Source organism: Paracoccus angustae (genome assembly GCF_042648745.1).
Lineage (GTDB): Bacteria > Pseudomonadota > Alphaproteobacteria > Rhodobacterales > Rhodobacteraceae > Paracoccus > Paracoccus angustae.
On the sequence record NZ_JBHRXY010000002.1, the window covers coordinates 434,193 to 452,149 of the forward strand.

At 67.9% G+C, this 17,957-nt stretch carries 15 protein-coding genes; 7 read left to right on the forward strand and 8 right to left on the reverse strand.

The genetic code is table 11. The features are described from left to right. The first annotated feature begins 304 nt into the window (after positions 1-304). From dnaA to ACFOM8_RS05245, 5 genes are all read left to right on the forward strand, one after another. Complete coding sequence (gene dnaA, locus ACFOM8_RS05225; RefSeq protein WP_377759943.1) at positions 305-1,684, forward strand: chromosomal replication initiator protein DnaA; 1,380 nt, start codon at positions 305-307, stop codon at positions 1,682-1,684. 89 nt (positions 1,685-1,773) lie between these two features. Next, positions 1,774-2,892 (forward strand): DNA polymerase III subunit beta, encoded by a 1,119-nt coding sequence (dnaN, locus tag ACFOM8_RS05230; protein ID WP_377759945.1) that lies wholly within the window; start codon positions 1,774-1,776, stop codon positions 2,890-2,892. Next, positions 2,889-3,965, forward strand: a complete 1,077-nt coding sequence (gene recF, locus ACFOM8_RS05235) for a DNA replication/repair protein RecF (RefSeq protein WP_377759947.1) — start codon at positions 2,889-2,891, stop codon at positions 3,963-3,965. The genes dnaN and recF overlap by 4 nt, the downstream gene beginning before the upstream one ends. Positions 3,966-4,059: 94 nt before the next feature. Then, a complete protein-coding gene (gene gyrB / locus ACFOM8_RS05240) occupies positions 4,060-6,498 on the forward strand; it encodes a DNA topoisomerase (ATP-hydrolyzing) subunit B (RefSeq protein ID WP_377759949.1) in 2,439 nt (812 codons plus the stop codon). 150 nt (positions 6,499-6,648) lie between these two features. Then, positions 6,649-7,419, forward strand: a complete 771-nt coding sequence (locus ACFOM8_RS05245; protein ID WP_377759951.1) for an outer membrane protein — start codon at positions 6,649-6,651, stop codon at positions 7,417-7,419. A gap of 49 nt (positions 7,420-7,468) precedes the next feature. Here ACFOM8_RS05245 and pdeM read toward each other — a convergent pair whose 3' ends face one another. The 5 genes from pdeM to ACFOM8_RS05270 are packed head-to-tail and all read right to left on the reverse strand — an operon-like array spanning position 7,469 to position 13,786. Then, positions 7,469-8,143: a ligase-associated DNA damage response endonuclease PdeM gene (pdeM, locus tag ACFOM8_RS05250; protein ID WP_377759953.1), complete on the reverse strand. Its 675-nt coding sequence runs from the start codon at positions 8,141-8,143 to the stop codon at positions 7,469-7,471. Then, positions 8,140-10,515 (reverse strand): ligase-associated DNA damage response DEXH box helicase, encoded by a 2,376-nt coding sequence (locus ACFOM8_RS05255; RefSeq protein WP_377759954.1) that lies wholly within the window; start codon positions 10,513-10,515, stop codon positions 8,140-8,142. The genes pdeM and ACFOM8_RS05255 overlap by 4 nt, the downstream gene beginning before the upstream one ends. Continuing rightward, positions 10,512-12,062 carry a cisplatin damage response ATP-dependent DNA ligase gene (locus tag ACFOM8_RS05260; RefSeq protein ID WP_377759956.1) on the reverse strand — a complete coding sequence of 517 codons (1,551 nt, stop codon included), beginning with the start codon at positions 12,060-12,062 and terminating at the stop codon, positions 10,512-10,514. The genes ACFOM8_RS05255 and ACFOM8_RS05260 overlap by 4 nt, the downstream gene beginning before the upstream one ends. Next, positions 12,059-13,051, reverse strand: a complete 993-nt coding sequence (locus tag ACFOM8_RS05265) for a ligase-associated DNA damage response exonuclease (protein WP_377759957.1) — start codon at positions 13,049-13,051, stop codon at positions 12,059-12,061. The genes ACFOM8_RS05260 and ACFOM8_RS05265 overlap by 4 nt, the downstream gene beginning before the upstream one ends. A 30-nt stretch (positions 13,052-13,081) precedes the next feature. Further along, on the reverse strand, positions 13,082-13,786 hold the full coding sequence (locus ACFOM8_RS05270) for a helix-turn-helix transcriptional regulator (protein WP_377759959.1): 705 nt from the start codon (positions 13,784-13,786) through the stop codon (positions 13,082-13,084). A 63-nt stretch (positions 13,787-13,849) separates the two neighbouring features. Here ACFOM8_RS05270 and ACFOM8_RS05275 point away from each other — a divergent pair, with 63 nt between their 5' ends. Continuing rightward, positions 13,850-14,416, forward strand: coding sequence for a glutathione S-transferase family protein (locus ACFOM8_RS05275; protein WP_377759961.1), 567 nt, complete (start codon positions 13,850-13,852; stop codon positions 14,414-14,416). Here ACFOM8_RS05275 and ACFOM8_RS05280 read toward each other — a convergent pair. Beyond that, positions 14,413-15,306, reverse strand: a complete 894-nt coding sequence (locus tag ACFOM8_RS05280) for a DMT family transporter (protein ID WP_377759963.1) — start codon at positions 15,304-15,306, stop codon at positions 14,413-14,415. The genes ACFOM8_RS05275 and ACFOM8_RS05280 overlap by 4 nt on opposite strands. A gap of 180 nt (positions 15,307-15,486) precedes the next feature. On the opposite strand from ACFOM8_RS05280, the gene ACFOM8_RS05285 reads away from it, so the two are divergent. Then, a complete protein-coding gene (locus ACFOM8_RS05285; RefSeq protein WP_377759965.1) occupies positions 15,487-15,858 on the forward strand; it encodes a hypothetical protein in 372 nt (123 codons plus the stop codon). A gap of 78 nt (positions 15,859-15,936) precedes the next feature. On the opposite strand, the gene ACFOM8_RS05290 is transcribed toward ACFOM8_RS05285, so the two are convergent. Both ACFOM8_RS05290 and ACFOM8_RS05295 read right to left on the reverse strand, forming a co-directional pair. Further along, positions 15,937-16,236, reverse strand: a complete 300-nt coding sequence (locus ACFOM8_RS05290; protein WP_207102658.1) for an HU family DNA-binding protein — start codon at positions 16,234-16,236, stop codon at positions 15,937-15,939. Positions 16,237-16,385: 149 nt separating this feature from the next. Then, entirely contained in the window at positions 16,386-17,870 is a 1,485-nt protein-coding gene (locus tag ACFOM8_RS05295) for an AMP nucleosidase (RefSeq protein ID WP_377759966.1), read from the reverse strand. Positions 17,871-17,957: the final 87 nt, after the last annotated feature.

Below are 17,957 nucleotides of genomic sequence, written 5' to 3' on the forward strand. Positions count from 1 at the left end.
ATTCACGTCGCTGTGTTGGGGGACAGGCCGGCCAAGGGCGGATTTTCGATCCGCAGGCGGCAGGCCGGGTCAGTGAAGCAACAGGCGCTTCTTTCTGCCCTCGGGTTTCTTGCAGACGGCTGCCACCGGATGCTCGGAAACCCGTGTCTTGGATCTGGAACCGGGCGGAAGCCCCGTCGTGCGGCCCTGTTTCGGGCCGCAGGGTGGGGTGTTGGCGCGGCTCTGCCATTCCCGATGCGCGTCGCGGATCCTGTTTCGCCGGCGATCCGGCGAAGGCTGGGGACAGGATAGATAGGGCAAAACGATGGACGATCTTTGGGGCCAGGCATGCGCCACGCTGGAAACAAGCGTGGGGCCGAACAACTTCAACCATTGGATCAAGCCCCTGCGGCTGACCGGGCTGGACTCCGGCATCGCCCATTTCGCCAGCCCGACCCGGTTCATCTCGGACTGGGTGAACCGCCACTTCGCCAAGGACATCATGGGCGTGCTCAGCCGCCACGGCCAGCCGGTCGAACGGCTGCGCTTTGACGTGGTTCCGCAGGCCGCCCCCGGCCGCGCCCGCCCTGCCGCGGCGCCCGCCCGCCCCGCCCGCCCCGCGGGGTCGGCCGCCGCCCCCGCCACCGCCCGCGTGGCCCGTCCCGACCTGGGCGCGCCGCTGGATCCGCGCTATACCTTCGGCAACTTCGTTGTCGGCAAGCCCAACGAGCTGGCCCATGCCGCCGCGCGCCGCGTGGCCGAGGGCGGGCCGGTGGGCTTCAACCCGCTGTTCCTTTACGGCGGCGTGGGCCTGGGCAAGACCCACCTGATGCACGCCATCGCGCATGACTATCAGACCCGCCATCCGCTGGCCCAGGTGCTGTATCTCTCGGCCGAGCAGTTCATGTACCGCTTCGTGCAGGCGCTGCGCGAAAGCACCATCATGGATTTCAAGGGCATGTTCCGCAACGTGAACATGCTGATGGTCGACGACGTGCAGTTTATCGCCGGCAAGGACAGCACCCAGGAAGAATTCTTCCACACCTTCAACGCCCTGGTGGATCAGGGCAAGCAGATCGTGATTTCCGCCGACCGCGCGCCCGCCGAGATCAAGGGCCTCGAGGAACGCATCAAGTCGCGCCTGTCCTGCGGGCTGATCGTGGACCTGCACCCCACCACCTACGAGCTGCGCCTGGGCATCCTGCAATCCAAGACCGAGGGTTTCCGGGCCCAGCAGCCGGACTTGCAGATCGGCGCGGGCGTGCTGGAATTCCTGGCCCATCGCATCACCACCAACGTCCGCGTGCTGGAAGGCGCGTTGCAGCGCCTGTTCGCCCACGCAAGCCTTTTGCGCCGCGAGATCACGCTGGAGGTCGCGCAGGAATGCCTGGCCGACATCCTGCGCACGAACGACCGCAAGATCTCCATCGACGACATCCAGCGCCGCGTGGCGGAACATTACAACATCCGCCTGGCCGACATGATCGGCCCCAAGCGCGCCCGCAACGTCGCCCGTCCCCGTCAGATCGCCATGTATCTGTCGAAACAGCTGACCAGCCGCAGCCTGCCGGAAATCGGCCGCCGCTTCGGGGGGCGCGACCACACCACGATCATGCACGGCATCCGCAAGATCGAGGAACTGGTGATCGAGGATCACGCCCTGGCCGAGGATGTGAACATGCTGCGGCGCCTGCTGGAAGCCTGACCGCACGAAACGCTTGTGAGCCACCGCAGGGCTGGTTACAAATCAGGTCCGCAAAAGGGCCGGGATGGCCGCAGGCACAGGGAAAAGCGATGAAATTCTCGATCGAGCGCGCCGTTCTGGTCAAGGCCGTGTCTCAGGCCCAATCGGTTGTGGAACGTCGCAACACCATCCCGATCCTGGCCAACGTGCTGATCGAGGCCACGCCCGAGGGCGTCAGCTTCCGCGCCACGGACCTGGATACCGAGGTGGTGGACCAGGCCCCCGCCCAGGTCGAACGGCCCGGGGCCACCACCGTCAGCGCCGTGATGCTGAACGAGATCGCGAGAAAGCTGCCCGACGGCGCGCTGGTCCAGATCAGCTCGGACGACGCGGCGGGGCGGCTGTCGGTGCAGGCGGGGCGGTCCTCGTTCAGCCTGGCCACGCTGCCGCGCGAGGATTTCCCGGTCATGGCGTCGTCGGAATACAGCGTCAACTTCAAGGCCAAGGCCGACGTGCTGCGGCGGCTGTTCGACAAGGCCAAGTTCGCGATCTCGACCGAGGAAACGCGCTACTACCTGAACGGCGTCTATATGCACGTGGCCCAGGCCGACGGCCAGCCCATGCTGCGCTGCGTGGCGACCGACGGGCACCGCCTGGCGCGCATCGACGCGCCCCTGCCGGTCGGCGCGGACGAGATGCCGGGCGTGATCGTGCCGCGCAAGACGGTCGCGGAACTGCGCAAGCTGCTGGACGACGACGACACCGACATCGCCGTGTCCGTCAGCGAAACCAAGGTGCGCTTCGCCACGCCCACGCTGACGCTGACCTCGAAGGTGATCGACGGCACCTTTCCCGATTATTCGCGCGTGATCCCGCTGAACAACGCCCGCAAGCTGGAAGTGGACGCCAGCGACTTCGCCCGCGCCGTGGACCGGGTGGCGACCGTCAGCAGCGAACGCTCGCGCGCGGTCAAGCTGTCGCTGGACCAGGACCGGCTGGTTCTGTCCGTGAACGCCCCCGACGCCGGCGCGGCCGAGGAGGAGCTGATCGTGGCCTATGGTGACGATCCGCTGGAAATCGGCTTCAACGCCAAGTATTTGCAGGAAATCGCGTCCCAGGTGGACCGCGACAACGCCGTTTTCATGTTCAACGGCTCGGGCGATGCGGCGCTGATCCGGGAAGGGTCCGACCAGACGGCGGTTTATGTCGTCATGCCGATGCGGGTGTGACGCTTACCCGGTTTTCGCTGGCGCAGTTCCGGTCCTGGTCCCGGCTGGATCTGGACCTGGACGGACGGCCCGTGGCGGTTTTCGGTCCCAACGGGTCGGGCAAGACGAATATCCTGGAAGCCGTGTCGATGCTGGCGCCGGGGCGCGGGTTGCGCGCGGCGCCCGCCTCCGAACAAGCCCGGCAGGGGCTGGACGCGGGCTGGCGCATCCGGGCCGCGATTGGCGATCATGCCGTCGAGACCGTCGCCCTGCCCGGCCAGCCCCGCAGCGTCGCCGTTGACGACAAGCCGGTGGCTCAGACGGCGCTTGGGCGGCTTTTGCGGATCCTCTGGCTGGTGCCGGCCATGGATCGGCTGTGGTCCGACCCGCCCGAGGCGCGCCGCCGCTTTCTGGACCGGGTGACCCTGTCCTTGTTCCCCGACCATGCCGACCTGGCGCTGGCCTATGACAAGGCGATGCGCGAACGCAACCGCCTGCTCAGGGACCAGGTGGGCGACGGGGGCTGGTACCGCGCGCTGGAGGCGCAGATGGCCGAGGCGGGCGCGGCGCTGACCCGCAACCGCCAGGCCGCGCTGACGGCGATCATGGCCGCGCAGGAGGGCGGCGACTTTCCCGCCGCCACCCTGGCGCTGCTGCCCGGCGAAGGCCGGGCCGACGACCCCGAGGCGGGTTCCATCGCCGGCCGCCTTGCCGCCATGCGCCCGCGCGACATGGCCGCGGGCCGCACGCTGACCGGCCCGCACCGCGCCGATCTGGGCGCCCATTGGGGGCCGCAGGACATGCCGGCCGCGCTGTCCTCGACCGGGGAACAGAAGGCGCTTCTGCTGTCGCTGATCCTCGCCAACGCCCGCGCGCTGGCGGGCCAGCCGGTGGTGCTGCTGCTGGACGAGGTCGCGGCCCATCTGGACGCCGACCGCCGCGCGGCGCTGTATGACCGCATCGCCGCCCTGCCCGCGCAAAGCCTGCTGACAGGCACCGGAGCCGAGCTGTTCGCGGCCTTCGGCCCCCGCGCGCGGCGCCTGTCGGCGACGAAAACCGGCGGGGTGTCGCAAGCCGTCGAAACGGCCGGCTGAACCCTGCCAAAATCGCCGGAAAATCCCGTCTTTCCCGTGACTTTGCCGCGCCGAATGCTTATATCGGGCGGACAGGAACAGGACACATTCACCCATGACCGCACCCGCCGCGCAGACCGCCGAATACGGCGCCGATTCCATCAAGGTTCTCAAAGGTTTGGAAGCCGTCAGGAAGCGGCCCGGAATGTATATCGGCGACACCGACGACGGGTCCGGCCTGCATCACATGGTTTACGAGGTGGTGGACAACGGCATCGACGAGGCCCTGGCCGGTCACGCGGACTATGTGAAGGTGAAAATCCACGCCGACAACAGCGTCTCGGTCCGCGACAACGGCCGCGGCATCCCGGTGGACCTGCACCCGACCGAGGGGGTTTCGGCGGCCGAGGTCATCATGACCCAGCTGCACGCGGGCGGCAAGTTCGACCAGAACAGCTACAAGGTTTCGGGCGGGTTGCACGGGGTGGGCGTGTCGGTGGTGAACGCGCTGTCGGACTGGCTGGAACTGCGCATCTGGCGCAACGGCAAGGAGCATTACGCCCGCTTCGAGCATGGCGACACGGTGGAACACCTGCGCGTCGTGGGCGATGCCGGGCCCGGCGAAAAAGGGACCGAGGTGCGCTTTCTGGCATCGGCCAAGACCAATCGCCCGGACGGCACTTTCAGCAATCTCGATTACGTCTACAAGACCCTGGAAAACCGGCTGCGGGAACTCGCCTTTCTGAACAGCGGCGTCCGCATCATCCTGGAGGACGAGCGCCACGCCGAGGTCCAGAAGACCGAACTGTTCTACGAAGGCGGCGTGCGGGAATTCGTGAAGTTCCTCGACCGGTCCAAGGCCGCCGTGATGCCCGAGCCGATCTTCATGACCGGCGAGCGCAACGGCATCGGCGTCGAGGTCGCGATGTGGTGGAACGACAGCTACCATGAAACGGTGCTGCCCTTCACCAACAACATTCCGCAGCGCGACGGCGGCACCCATCTGGCGGGCTTCCGCGGCGCGCTGACCCGGGTGATCGGCAAATACGCCCAGGACAGCGGCATCGCGAAACGCGAAAAGGTCGATTTCACCGGCGACGACGCGCGCGAGGGGCTGACCTGCGTGCTGTCGGTCAAGGTGCCCGACCCGAAATTCTCCAGCCAGACCAAGGACAAGCTGGTCTCCTCGGAAGTCCGCCCGGCGGTCGAGAACCTGGTCGGCGAAAAGCTGGCCGAATGGTTCGAGGAAAACCCCGCCGAGGCCAAGCTGATCGTCGGCAAGATCGTCGAGGCCGCGCTGGCCCGCGAGGCCGCGCGCAAGGCCCGCGAGCTGACGCGCCGCAAGACCGCCATGGACGTGGCCTCGCTGCCCGGCAAGCTGGCCGATTGCCAGGAAAAGGATCCGGCGCTGTCGGAACTGTTCATCGTCGAGGGAGACAGCGCGGGCGGGTCGGCCAAGCAGGGCCGGTCGCGCCAGAACCAGGCGGTGCTGCCGCTGCGGGGCAAGATCCTGAACGTGGAACGGGCGCGCTTCGACCGGATGCTGTCGTCCGACATGATCGGCACGCTGATCACCGCCCTGGGCACCGGGATCGGGCGGGACGAGTTCAACCTGTCGAAGCTGCGCTACCACAAGATCGTCATCATGACGGACGCCGACGTGGACGGCGCGCATATCCGCACGCTGCTGCTCACGTTCTTTTTCCGCCAGATGCCCGAGCTGATCGACGCGGGCCACCTGTATATCGCGCAGCCGCCGCTCTACAAGGTGTCGCGCGGGCGGTCCGAGGTTTACCTCAAGGACGAGGCCGCGCTGGAGGACTATCTGATCCAGCAGGGGGTCGAAGGGGCGGTGCTGAAGCTTGCCTCGGGCGAGGAGATCGTGGGCGCGGATCTGGCCCGCGTGGTGGGCGAGGCGCGCGTCGCCCGCCGCCTGCTGCGCGCCTATCCGACGCATTACCCGCCCCATATCACCGAGCAGGCGGCGATCGCGGGCGCCCTGCTGCCGGGCCGGATCGACGCGGACGCCCAAGGGGCGGCCGATGCGGTCGCCGCCCGCCTGGACATGATTGCCGAGGAATACGAGCGCGGCTGGACCGGACGCCCGACCCAGGACGCGGGCATCCGCCTGACCCGCACCCTGCGCGGCGTGGAGGAAAACCGCAGCCTGGACGGCCAGATGCTGCGCAGCGCCGAAAGCCGCCGTCTGGGAGAGATGACCCAGGCCTTGCAGGATGTCTACGCGCGGGGCGCGCGGCTGGTGCGCAAGGACCGCGACCAGCCGATCTTCGGGCCGCTGGGGCTGTTGCAGGCGATCTTCCTTGAAGGTGAAAAGGGCCTGTCGCTGCAACGCTACAAGGGGTTGGGCGAGATGAATCCCGAACAGCTGTGGGAAACCACGCTGGATCCGGGCGCGCGCACCATGCTGCAAGTCCGGGTCGAGGATGTGGCCGAGGCCGAGGATCTGTTCACCAAGCTGATGGGCGACGTGGTGGAACCGCGCCGCGAGTTCATCCAGCAGAACGCGCTGAGCGTCGAAAACCTGGATATCTGACGCATCCTGTGGCAGATCTGCCGCGCCCGCCGGGGGGGCGGCTGGGGCGGCGGCGGATCGGCAATTGCCGCAGCGGCATGTTGCCGGTATGCGTTGGCCCGTCCCGCGATTCGCGTTGCGATTGAAAATTTTGAAATGAAGGAGCCTTTGATGCGTCACACCCTGTTTCTGGCGGCGGGCGCCCTTGGCGGTCTCGCGGGCGCATCCGGCGCCCTGGCCGGCGGTTATACCGCCCCGACCGCGGATCCTGTCGTGACGGCCCCGGTGATCGAGGCTGCCCCGGTCAGTGACTGGGCTGGCGGCTATGTGGGCGGGCATATCGGTTACGCCTTTGGCGGCGATGATGCCGTGGGCGCCGAAATCTACAAAGGCGACGCCTTTCTGGGCAGCGAGCGCGACCTTACGGACCTCAAGGTCAAGGGGCTGAACGCCGGGGTGCAACTGGGCTATCGCTGGCAGCGTGGAAACTGGGTTTTCGGCCCCGAACTGACTATCGAGGGGGGCGACATCGGCGACGACAAGTCCGGTTCGGCCACCGTGGACGGTTCCGCCGTCACGCTGGGCATCGAATCCAAGGTCAACCACATCGCCGGCCTGCGGTTCAAGACCGGCTATGCCGTGAACCCGGAAACGCTGGTCTACGGATCCGCGGGCTATGTGCGCGGAGACTTCGACTACATCCTGTCCGCCTCCATCGACGGAGAGGGCGGGTCCATGACCGAGGGCTATACGGCGGATGGATATTCGCTGGGCCTCGGCGTCGAACGGAAAGTGCGCGACAACCTGTCGGTGTTTGCGGAATGGCAGTATCGGAACTTCGGCAAGGAAGAGGTTTCGTTCGCCGATGGCGAAGCCGCCATCGTGACCAACGCCACGCCGGAACATCACAACATCAAGGTCGGCGTGAACTTCAGCTTCTGAGATCGACAGAACCCGCTCCGGGGGCCGGGCGCGCGGCGTCCGGCCTTTTTCATGCGCGGCGGCCAGGCCGCCCGGCGCGCGCCGGAACGCCCACGGGGATCGGCAGGGCGCGCGCGCCGCAGGCGATCGCCAGGCCCTGCGGAACAAGCGCCGTCAGCACCGGGCTGTCGATGGCGAGGCCGCCGGTATAGGCGCCGAAGGCGGGCAGGATCAGGTGGTCGCGCCCGACCAGAAAGCAGCGCCGCCGGTCGCCCGCCAGGCGGACGCAGGGATGGAAATGCCCCGACATGTCCGGCCCCTGCCCCGCCTGGTGCCGCAGAACCGGCCCGTCCCCCAGTTCGGCCAGGGTTTCGCCCGGCAGACGCGGGCAGACGGGGGCGGGGTCGTGATTGCCGCTGATCCAGATCCAGCGCCGCCGCCAGGCCATCGCGCGCAGCCGGTCGCAAAGCAGGTCGGGCAGCGCTTCGGCCGCGGCATCGTCGTCGAAGCCGTCGCCCAGGCTGATGACGGCAGCGGGGTCGGTGGCGGCGATCTCTGAGTCCAGCCGGTCCAGGGTCACCAGGGTCTCGTAGGGGGGCAGCAGGGATCCGCCGCGCCGGGCCATGCGCTCGGACTTGCCCAGGTGCAGGTCGGCCACGACGAGCCAACGGCGGTCAGGCCAGAAAAGCGCGCCCGAGGGCCGCGCCTCGAGCCTTTCGCCCGCGAAGTCGAAGGGATAGCTCACGTCAGGCCCGCCTCGGCCATCAGGGCGGCGGCCTCGGCCTCGGCCAGGCGTTCGCGGCCCTGGCCCGCGATGGGAACGCGGCCGAATTCCAGCAGCAGGGGCGCCGCAAGCGGCGTCACGCGGTCCAGCATCCGGTGATCGTGGCGGGGGGAATGGTTCAGCATGTCCTCGATCCGGTCGAAATCGACAAGGCCCCGCCGCGCCTCGTCCGCGGTGATCCGCAGCAGCAGGTGGTCGGGGTCATAGCGGCGCAAGGTATCGTAAAGGATGTCGCTGGAAAAGGTCGCCTGCTTGCCCGACTTGCGCCCCCCCGGCATGTTACGCTGGATCAGCCCGGAAACGACCGCGACGTTCTTGAAGGTGCGCTTCATCACCGCATTGCCCGCCAGCCAGTCGCCCAGGCCCGCGCGCAAGGCGTCACGGTCCAGCAGCGGTTCGGGATCGGTCACGGGATCCAGCGACCAGATCCACAAGGCGTAATCGGTCGCGAGAAACCCCAGCGGCCCAAGGCCCGCGTCCTCCATCGTCTTGGTCATCAAGAGGCCCAGCGTCTGCAAGGCATGGCGCCCGGCAAAGCCATACAGCGCGAAGTGCCATTGGCCGCGATGCGGGAAAGTCTCGCTCAGCAGCACGCCGGGCCGCGGCAGGGTGCTGATGCGCGCCTGCAAGGCCAGCCAGTCCGCCGTGTCCTTCGGCAGCGCCCAGTGACGCGAGGGATCGCCGATCAGCGCCTGCACCCGGTGCGACAGTTGCGTGGACGTGGCCAGCTTCAGCCCCGAATAAACGGCGATCCGGGGCTGGCGGGTCGGCTGCTTCGTCACCTCGACCACCAGTTCGCGCAGGCCTTCGTAGCGCACGGTCTGCCCGCCGATCAGAAAGGTGTCGCCCTTGACCAGGGTGGCGGCAAAGCCCTCCTCGACTTCGCCCAAGAGATTGCCGCCCCGGCCGCGAAAGCGGACCTTCAGCATCTCGGCCTCGACGATGGTGCCGACGTTCATGCGCAGCTCGCGCACCGCGCGGGGGTCGCGCAGGCGCCACAACCCGTCGCGTTCCATCAGCCGCTGCCAGCGGTCATAGGCCCGCAGCGCGTATCCGCCGGTCGCCGCGAAATCCAGGCAGTCGTCGAACTGCGCGCGGGACAGGCCGCGATAGGGTCCGGCGGTGCGCACCTCGGCGAACAGCGCGCCTGCGTCGAAGGGACCGGCGCAGGCGGTCAGCAGGATATGCTGGCAAAGCACGTCCAGCGGTCCGGGACCGCGCGGCTCTCCGTCCAGGTCGTGTTCGTGGACGGCCTCCAACGCCGCCACGCATTCGATCACCTCGAAGCGGTTGGCGGGCACGATCCGGGCGCGCGAGGGCGCGTTGTAGCGGTGGTTCGCGCGCCCGATCCGCTGAACCAGCCGCTTGACGTTCTTGGGCGCGCCGATCTGGATCACCAGATCCACCGATCCCCAGTCGATGCCCAGATCCAGGCTGCCCGTCGCCACCACGGCGCGCAGCTCGCCCGCGGCCATCGCGGCCTCGACCCGCTGGCGGGCGTCGCGGGCCAGGCTGCCGTGGTGCAGGCCGATGGGCAGGTTGTCGTCGTTGGCGGCCCACAAGGCCTGGAAGAACAGTTCGGCCTGGGCGCGGGTGTTGATGAAGATGATGGTGGTGCGGGCCTGCCTGATCTCGGCCAGAACCTCGGGGATGGCGTAATGGCCGCCGCCGCCCGACCAGGGCGCGGGACGCGCGGTCGCCAGCATGGCGATGTCGGGATCGGGGCCGGGATCGGCGTGGATGATGGACGCGCCGCCCATGAACCGGGCCAAGGCTGCGGGGTCTTCAACCGTGGCCGACAGGCCGGTGGCCGCCACGCCGGGGGCCAGCGTGCGCAGCCGCGCCAGGCACAGCATCAGCTGATCGCCGCGCTTGTTTTCCGCAAGCGCGTGCAGTTCGTCCAAGACGACGCGCTTCAGGCTGCCGAAGATCTGCGGCGCCTGTTCATAGGACAGCATCAGCGCCAGCGATTCCGGCGTGGTCAGCAGGATCTGCGGCGGATCGACCCTTTGCCGCGCCCGCTGCGAGCTGCGCGTGTCGCCCGTCCGATCCTCGACCCGGATCGGCAGGTCAAGGTCCGCCACCGGCCGCGCAAGGTTGCGGGCGATGTCCGCCGTCAGCGCCTTCAAGGGCGACACATAAAGCGTGTGCAGCCCCTTGTGCCCGCCCTTCAGCGCCACCAGCGAGGGCAGAAACCCCGCCAGGGTCTTGCCGCCCCCGGTGGGCGCGATCAGCAGGGTGTCGCCCTGGGCCTCCAGCAGGTCCAACTGGTGGGGATGCGGCTGCCAGCCCTGGCGGGCGAACCAGTCCTGGAAATCGGGCGGCAGGGTCACGGGATCATCGCCCTCAGCGTGGACAGGCGGTCGGCCTCGGCGGCGGGCTTGTCCCAGCGGATGCGGCTGATGCGGGGAAAACGCATGGCGACGCCGGACTTGTGGCGGCCGGACGCGTTCAGCCCTTCAAAGGCGACCTCCAGCACCAGTTTCGGGGCGACGGACCGGACGGGACCGAACCGCTCGACCGTGTTGTTGCGCACGAAGCGGTCCAGTTCGCGCAGCTCCTCGTCGGTGAAGCCGAAATAGGCTTTTCCCACCGGGACAAGCTGGTCCGCGTCCCACAGTCCGAAGGTGAAGTCGCTGTAGAATCCCGACCGCTTGCCATGGCCGCGCTGCGCGTAAAGCAGCACGGCATCGACCACATGGGGATCGCGCTTCCACTTGAACCACGGACCGCGCGGGCGCCCGCCGACATAAGCGGAGTCGCGGCGCTTGATCATCACGCCCTCGATCACCGGGGCCGGGGGATCGGCGCGCAGGGCGGCCAGATCGTCCCAGGTGGCGAAGTCCAGCAGCGGCGAGACGTCAATGCGGTCGCTGCCGAAATCGGCCCCTTCCAGCACGGCGCGGCGTTCGACCAGCGGCAGGCCGCGCAGGTCGCGTCCTTCCCAGATCATCAGGTCATAGACCCGCAGGCCGGCCGGGTGGCTGTCCAGCATCCCCCGGCCCACCTGCTTGCGGCCAAGGCGCTTTTGCAGGTCGCCGAAGACCGCAACGTCCTCGCCCCGCCGCACCAGGAGTTCGCCGTCGGCGGCGCCGTCGAAGTTCAGCGCCTCGATCACGTCGGGGAAGCTGCCGCCGATGTCCTCGCCCGTGCGGGAATACAAACGCCGCACGCCGCCGTCGTTGATCGCCTGGACGCGGATGCCGTCCCATTTCCATTCGGCGATATAATCGGCGGGATCGAAGGCCCGCAACTGATCCAGATCGACCGGGGTCGACAGCATCACCGGGCGGAACGGGGCGCGGGCGGCCTGTTCGGGGCGCGCGCCCCCCGCGATCCAGTCGAACAGCGGCCGATAGGGCGGCGTCAGCCCGTGCCAGATTTCCTCGATCTGGGCCACGTCGGGGGCGCCCATCTCGGACAGGGCGATGCGGGCCATGCGGGCGGACAGGCCGATGCGCATGTTGCCGGTGGCCAGCTTCAGAAAGGCCAGACGCTGCGAAGGGCCAAGCCGGTCCAGCATTCCGGCGATGGCCAGGGGCAGGCCCGCCTTGCCGGTGTCCGACAGCAGGGCGACGGCCTGGTGCAGCGGCACGTCCTCGTCGCGGTCGGTGTCCCACAGCAGCGCGATGGTTTCGGCCAGATCGCCCACGAAATCATAGGACAGCGCGAACAGCTGTTCGTCCACGCGTTCGACCATCAGCCCGCGCAGCAGGCCGGGCGTGACGGTGCGCAGCTTCAGATCGCCGGTCAGCGCGGCCAGGGCAAAGCCGCGGTCGGGATCGGGGGTGGCCTCCAGGTAATGCCGCAGCAGGCGCAGCTTGGCGTTGCGCGCGGGCGTGAAGGCCAGGCGTTCCAGCAGGGTTGCAAAGGCCCTCATTCCGGCTCGTCCTCATAGCCGATCAGCCGCAGGGGACGCGCGGGAATGCCCTGGATTTCGCACCAGCGCATCAGGCCGTCCTCGGTGCCGTGGGTGATCCAGACCTCGGACGGGGAAAGGTCCGTGATGGTTTGCGTGACCTGCGGCCAGTCCACATGGTCGCTGATGACCAGGGGCAGTTCGACCCCGCGCTGGCGCGCCCGCGCCCTGACCGCCATCCAGCCCGAGGCGAAGCCGATCACCGGATCGCGGAACCGCTGCACCCAGGCCGAGGCAAAGGCCGACGGCGGCGCGATCACCAGTTGCGCCTCCACGCGGTCGGCGGTGGCGGGCACCAGCGGGCCAAGGTCGATGCCCTGGGCCACGTGGTAATCGCACAACCGCTGCAACGCGCCGTGAATGGCGATCGGGCCGTCGATGCCCGCCGCGCGGGCCAGCATGATCAGGCGTTGCGCCTTGCCCAGGGCATAGGCGCCGATCAGGTGGGGACGTTCGGGAAACTCGGCCATGCTGGCCAGCAGGCGCGTCATTTCGCCCGCCGGATCGGGGTGCTTGAAGACCGGCAGGCCGAAGGTCGCCTCGGTCACGAAGATGTCGCAGGGCACGGGTTCGAAGGCCGCGCTGACCGGGTTCGGATGGCGGCAGTAATCGCCCGACACGACAATGGTCGGGCCATGGTCGGGCCGCACGGCGATCTGCGCCGATCCCAGGATGTGGCCCGCCGGATGGAAGCTGACGGTGGTGCCGCCCACGCGGAGGGGACCATCGGCCGCCTGCCGCTGGCCCGCAAAATCCTCGCCATAGCGGATCGCCATGATCTCCAGCGTTTGGCGGGTCGCCATGACCGCGCCATGGCCGGACCGGGCATGATCGCCGTGGCCGTGGGTGATCAGCGCGCGGGGCACCGGGCGGATCGGGTCGATAAAGAAATCACCGGGGGGGCAGTAAAGACCAGCCGGGGTGGGGTGCAGGATCTGATCGGCGCGCATGGATCCAAGATGGTGAACATTCCATGAAAATCAACGCGTCCCCCGGTTGGCGTGTTCCCGGCGCGCTTGCGCATAGTCGCGCACCAGCGCCACGCGGCGGGGGCGGAAGCTGTCGCCGGTCAGGCGGACCGCCGCGATGCGGTTCACATGAAAGACCCGATAATCCATCCGCAGCCGGCAATGGGCCAGCAGCATCAGCGACTGGTCGGAATAGGACAATCCCAGGGGCCAGATCTCGCGCCGGGTTTGCCGGCCGTTCAGGTCCACGTATTCGATCAGCAGCGCCTGTTCGTCCCAGCAGGCCGCCCGGATCGGCGCCAGATCGACGCTGGGGGCGGACCGATGGGGCGTTTGCGGAAAGCAGCGGGTGATCGCGTGCATGGCCTGGCGCGCCTGGCGTTCCGGCAGGGTGGCCACGATCCGCGCCAGGGCGTCGCGTCCGGCCGCCACCAGATCCTGATCGCCGATGCCCGCCAGCGATTCGACGGCCAAGCGCAGGGCCTCGATCTCGAGCCGGGAAAAGCTTTGCGGCGGCAGCGCCGGATCCTCGGTCAGGCTATAGCCGAGACCCGCCGCGCCGTCGATCAGCGCCCCGCCCGCGCGCAGGGTGGCGATGTCGCGATAAAGCTGGCGGGCCGAGACGCCGGTCTCCTCGGCCAGCCGCGCGGCAGTGACGGGCGCAGGCAGGCGGCGGAGCGTGTCCATCAGGCGCATCAGGCGGTCGGTGCGGGCCATGCTGCCACCTTTTGTCAGGGTTCCGCGCTATTCTGAGGCCACGCAACCAAAGGAGGCAAGCCCATGCCGACGCTTTATCACGCCCCGCAAAGCCGGTCCGACAGCATCGTCACCCTGATCGAGCTGATGAACATCCGCGACAAGGTGGAGATCGTCGAGGTGACGATCCCCCGCCAGGACGGCAGCGGCGGCCCGGACCCGAAGAACCCCCACCCCGAGGGCAAGGTGCCCTTTCTGGTCGATGGCGACGATCATGTCCGCGAACGCGGCGCGATCATCGTCTGGCTGACCGACCGTTTTCCCGACAGCGGGCTTGGCCGCCCGGCGGGCCATCCGCAGCGCGGGGCCTTTCTGTCCTGGCTGTTCTATTACCAGGGCGTGATCGAGCCGGTGGCGGTGCTGCATTACCTGAAGATCGACCATCCCGTCATCCGGGCGACGTTTCGCGACCTTGATACCATGGTGCGGCAGCTTGAAACGGCCGTGTCGGACAGCCCGTTCCTGCTGGGACAGGATTTTTCGGCGGCGGATCTGCTCTGCGCTTCGCCCTTTATGTTCTTTGGCGACGCGATGCCTGCGCCGCCCGCCGTGAAGGCTTGGGTGGACCGCTGCGCCGCGCGGATGTCCTAGGGCACCGGGCGGGCCACGGCGGCGGGCGCCTTGGACAGCTGCACGGCCAGGATGCCCGCCATGATGATGCCGACGCCGATCACGTCGCCGGCCGCAAGCTGTTCGCCCAGCAGGGCCGCGCCGGTGGCGACGCCGAAGAAGGGCGTCAGGAAATGGAAGGTCGCCGCGCGCACCGCGCCGATTCGGCCCACCAGCTTGAACCAGACCCAGGTGGCGACCAGCCCCGGCACGATCACGGTGTAAAGAAAGGCCCAGACCAGCCGCGGATTGGGATCGACGCGCCAATCCTCCAGGATCGGGGCGATGACCCACAGGGTCGCCGATCCGACCAGCATCTGCAATCCGACGATCATCATCACGTTGCCCCCGGAACTGGCGCCGCGCACCGTCAGCGTGGCCACGGCCAGCGCCAGGGCGGCGGCAAAGCACATGACGATGCCCACCGGGTCGCTGCCGCCCCCTTGCAGCCGTGCGCCCATGATGATGGCGACCCCCGCCAGGCCTAGGGCCAGCCCCGCGATCCCCAGGGGCCGCAGCCGTTCGCCCATCAGCATCCAGCCCAGGGTCGCCACGATCAGCGGCATGGTGGCGGCGATGATCGAGGCCAGCCCCGCCTCGATCCACTGCATCGCCACCCAGTTGAGGCCCAGATACAGCGCGTTCTGGCACAGCCCCAGGACCACCACCGCCCGCCATTGCGCGCGGGTCAGGGCGCGCCAGGTCTCGCCCATCAGACGCGCGATGATCACGCCCGCGACGCCCGACAGCAGAAAGCGCAGGGCCAGGGCGAACAGCGGCGGCACCTCGGTCACGATCATCCGGGTCGAGGTGAAGGCCGAGGCCCACATCACCGCGAAGAACACCCCCATGAGGATCGCGCGAATGTCCATGCGGAAGGCTCCGTTTGCAGATGATGCAGAAGGGCTAGCAGGTCGGGGCGGCGGCGGGAAGGGCGAAGGTGCAGGCCACCTTGGGCAGGCGGCGGTTTCACGGCATACGCGGCAGAAAGGACCAACAAGATGTTTTGAAACGTGCCGAGTCCGTTTACCGGATCATGAAACAGGACAGCGGTGAAGGCATTCCTGACAGCGATCCCTGTTGTCATGGTTCTTGCCGGATGCCGGGACGGCGGCTTGTCCGCGCCGATCCCGTTCCGGCTTTCAGCCCTTATGCCAGAGGACGCCTCCACCCGGAACGGGGCATGGTCCCGCGATACCTCGGTGAATGATTTCGTCTCACAACAGGATAACGATCAGGGCAATGCGTCGGGTAGAGCCGTTCTGGATGGAAAGAAATGCCTGCGCAGAACGACGTCGCAGGCGGATCACATCCTTTTCGGGCAGAATTCCGACCTTTATCACGGATCGCAGAACGGGCATGTCGTCGCCGTCCTTTTCGATGATCCTCCCGATACCAAAGTGATTTTCGTGCAGGGCCGCTGAAAGCTGGCTGTCGTGGGTGCCCAAACGAAAAAGGCCGCGCCCCATGGCACGGCCCCCTCATCCGGCGTTGCGGACGGATCAGCTGTTCACGCTGTCCTTCAGCGACTTGGCGACCGTCACCTTGACCTGCTTGTCGGCGGGCTTGGTCATCATTTCCTGGGTCTGCGGGTTGCGGACCTGGCGTTCGGGGCGCGCGCGGCAGGCGATCTTGCCGATGCCGGGGATCGTGACGGAACCGCCGGCGGCGACTTCGCGGGCCACAACGGCGGCGATCGCGTCCAGCGCGGCCGTGGCCGATTTCTTGTCCGAGCCCATTTCCTCGGCCAGCGTGGCGACCAGCTGGGTCTTGGTCATCGGTTTAGCGGAAGGCGTAGCCATCGTTCTGTCTCCTCTTGCCCGGTTCTGCGGGGCCCAAACATAGCGCCTTTTGCGGCATATCGCCTGCTACACACCGTTTTCCCCAACAGTTCAAGCCTTTTTCGCGGCTTCCTCGGAAAGCAGGCGCGGCACGGCCGGTTGACGCAGGGTCACAGGAACGCCGTCTCGTTGAAGGACCGCAATTTGCGCGAATGGATCCGCTCCAGCGGCATCTCGCGCAGCTTCTCCATGGCGCGGATGCCGATCAGCAGGTGGTTGGCGACCTGCGTGCGGTAAAAGTCGGTGGCCATGCCCGGCAGCTTCAATTCGCCGTGCAGCGGCTTGTCGCTGACGCACAGCAGCGTGCCGTAAGGCACCCGGAAGCGGAAGCCGTTCGCGGCGATGGTGGCGCTTTCCATGTCAAGCGCGACCGCGCGCGACAGGGACAGCCGGTGGACCGGACCGGACTGGTCGCGCAGCTCCCAGTTGCGGTTGTCGATGGTCGCCACCGTGCCGGTGCGCATGATGCGCTTCAGTTCGTAGCCGTCCAGCCGCGTGACCTCGGCCACGGCCTCTTGCAGGGCCACCTGAACCTCGGCCAGGGGCGGGATGGGCACCCAGACGGGCAGGTCGTCGTCCAGGACGTGATCTTCGCGCAGATAGGCATGGGCCAGCACGAAATCGCCCAGCGACTGGCTGTTGCGCAGCCCCGCGCAATGGCCGACCATCAGCCAGGCATGGGGGCGCAGCACGGCGATGTGGTCGGTGGCGGTCTTGGCGTTCGACGGCCCCACGCCGATGTTGACCAGCGTGATGCCCTGCCCGTTCGCCCGCTTGAGGTGATAGGTCGGCATCTGCGGCAGCTTGGCCAGCGTGGCCAGGGGCGCCTCGGGGTCCGTGATCTCCTGGTTGCCGGGGGCCACGAAGCTGTCATAGCCTCCGTCGGGATCGCCCAGGACGCGGCGGGCGAAGGCCTCGAACTCGTCCACGTAGAACTGGTAGTTGGTGAACAGCACGAAGTTCTGGAAATGCCCGGCCGCGGTGGCGGTGTAATGTTGCAGCCGCGCCAGGGAATAGTCGATGCGCTGCGCCGTGAAGGCCGCCAGGTGCAGCGATCCGTCGGGCATCGGCCCGGCCACGCCGTTCACGATGTCGTCGTTCATCGTGTTCAGATCCGGCACGTCGAAGATGTCGCGCAGGCTGAAATCCAGCACCCCTTCCTGCGGCACGGCCAGGTCGCTCTGGTCGGCGACGGCGAAATGCACGGGCATGGGCGTGTCGCCGACACCCACCGTCACCGGCACGCCGTGGTTGCGGATCAGCAGGCCGATCTGTTCCTTGAGGTAGTTCTCGAACAGATCCGGCCGGGTGATGGTGGCCGAATAGCTGCCGGGCGCCACGACATGGCCGAAGGACAGGCGCGAATCGACCTTCGGATGGGTCGGCACGGTCAGGCGCAATTCGGGGTAAAAGGCGCGATAGCGGGCGACGGGCTTGTTGCCTTCCAGCGCCCGGGTGAAACGGTCCAGCAGAAAGCCGGTGGCCTGCGCATAAAGATGCTGCAACTGCGCCACGGCGGCTGCGGCATCGGTGAACTGCTGGCGTCCGGGCGCGTCGGGCGTCTCGACCGGGAGATAGCGGGAATCCGTGTCCATCGTTCTTGTCCTTGCTTTCCCTCGACCCTGCCAGCCCCGCCCGCCGCAGGCAAGCGTCTGGCGCCGGGCCGCGCGGGCCGTTACGCT

Coding starts and splice junctions, on each gene's coding strand:
- dnaA (WP_377759943.1), top strand. CDS start 305: ATGGACGATCTTTGGGGCCAGGCATGCGCCACGCTGGAAACAAGCGTG.
- dnaN (WP_377759945.1), top strand. CDS start 1,774: ATGAAATTCTCGATCGAGCGCGCCGTTCTGGTCAAGGCCGTGTCTCAG.
- gyrB (WP_377759949.1), top strand. CDS start 4,060: ATGACCGCACCCGCCGCGCAGACCGCCGAATACGGCGCCGATTCCATC.
- ACFOM8_RS05245 (WP_377759951.1), top strand. CDS start 6,649: ATGCGTCACACCCTGTTTCTGGCGGCGGGCGCCCTTGGCGGTCTCGCG.
- ACFOM8_RS05260 (WP_377759956.1), bottom strand. CDS start 12,062: ATGAGGGCCTTTGCAACCCTGCTGGAACGCCTGGCCTTCACGCCCGCG.
- ACFOM8_RS05265 (WP_377759957.1), bottom strand. CDS start 13,051: ATGCGCGCCGATCAGATCCTGCACCCCACCCCGGCTGGTCTTTACTGC.
- ACFOM8_RS05270 (WP_377759959.1), bottom strand. CDS start 13,786: ATGGCCCGCACCGACCGCCTGATGCGCCTGATGGACACGCTCCGCCGC.
- ACFOM8_RS05275 (WP_377759961.1), top strand. CDS start 13,850: ATGCCGACGCTTTATCACGCCCCGCAAAGCCGGTCCGACAGCATCGTC.
- ACFOM8_RS05280 (WP_377759963.1), bottom strand. CDS start 15,306: ATGGACATTCGCGCGATCCTCATGGGGGTGTTCTTCGCGGTGATGTGG.
- ACFOM8_RS05290 (WP_207102658.1), bottom strand. CDS start 16,236: ATGGCTACGCCTTCCGCTAAACCGATGACCAAGACCCAGCTGGTCGCC.
- ACFOM8_RS05295 (WP_377759966.1), bottom strand. CDS start 17,870: ATGGACACGGATTCCCGCTATCTCCCGGTCGAGACGCCCGACGCGCCC.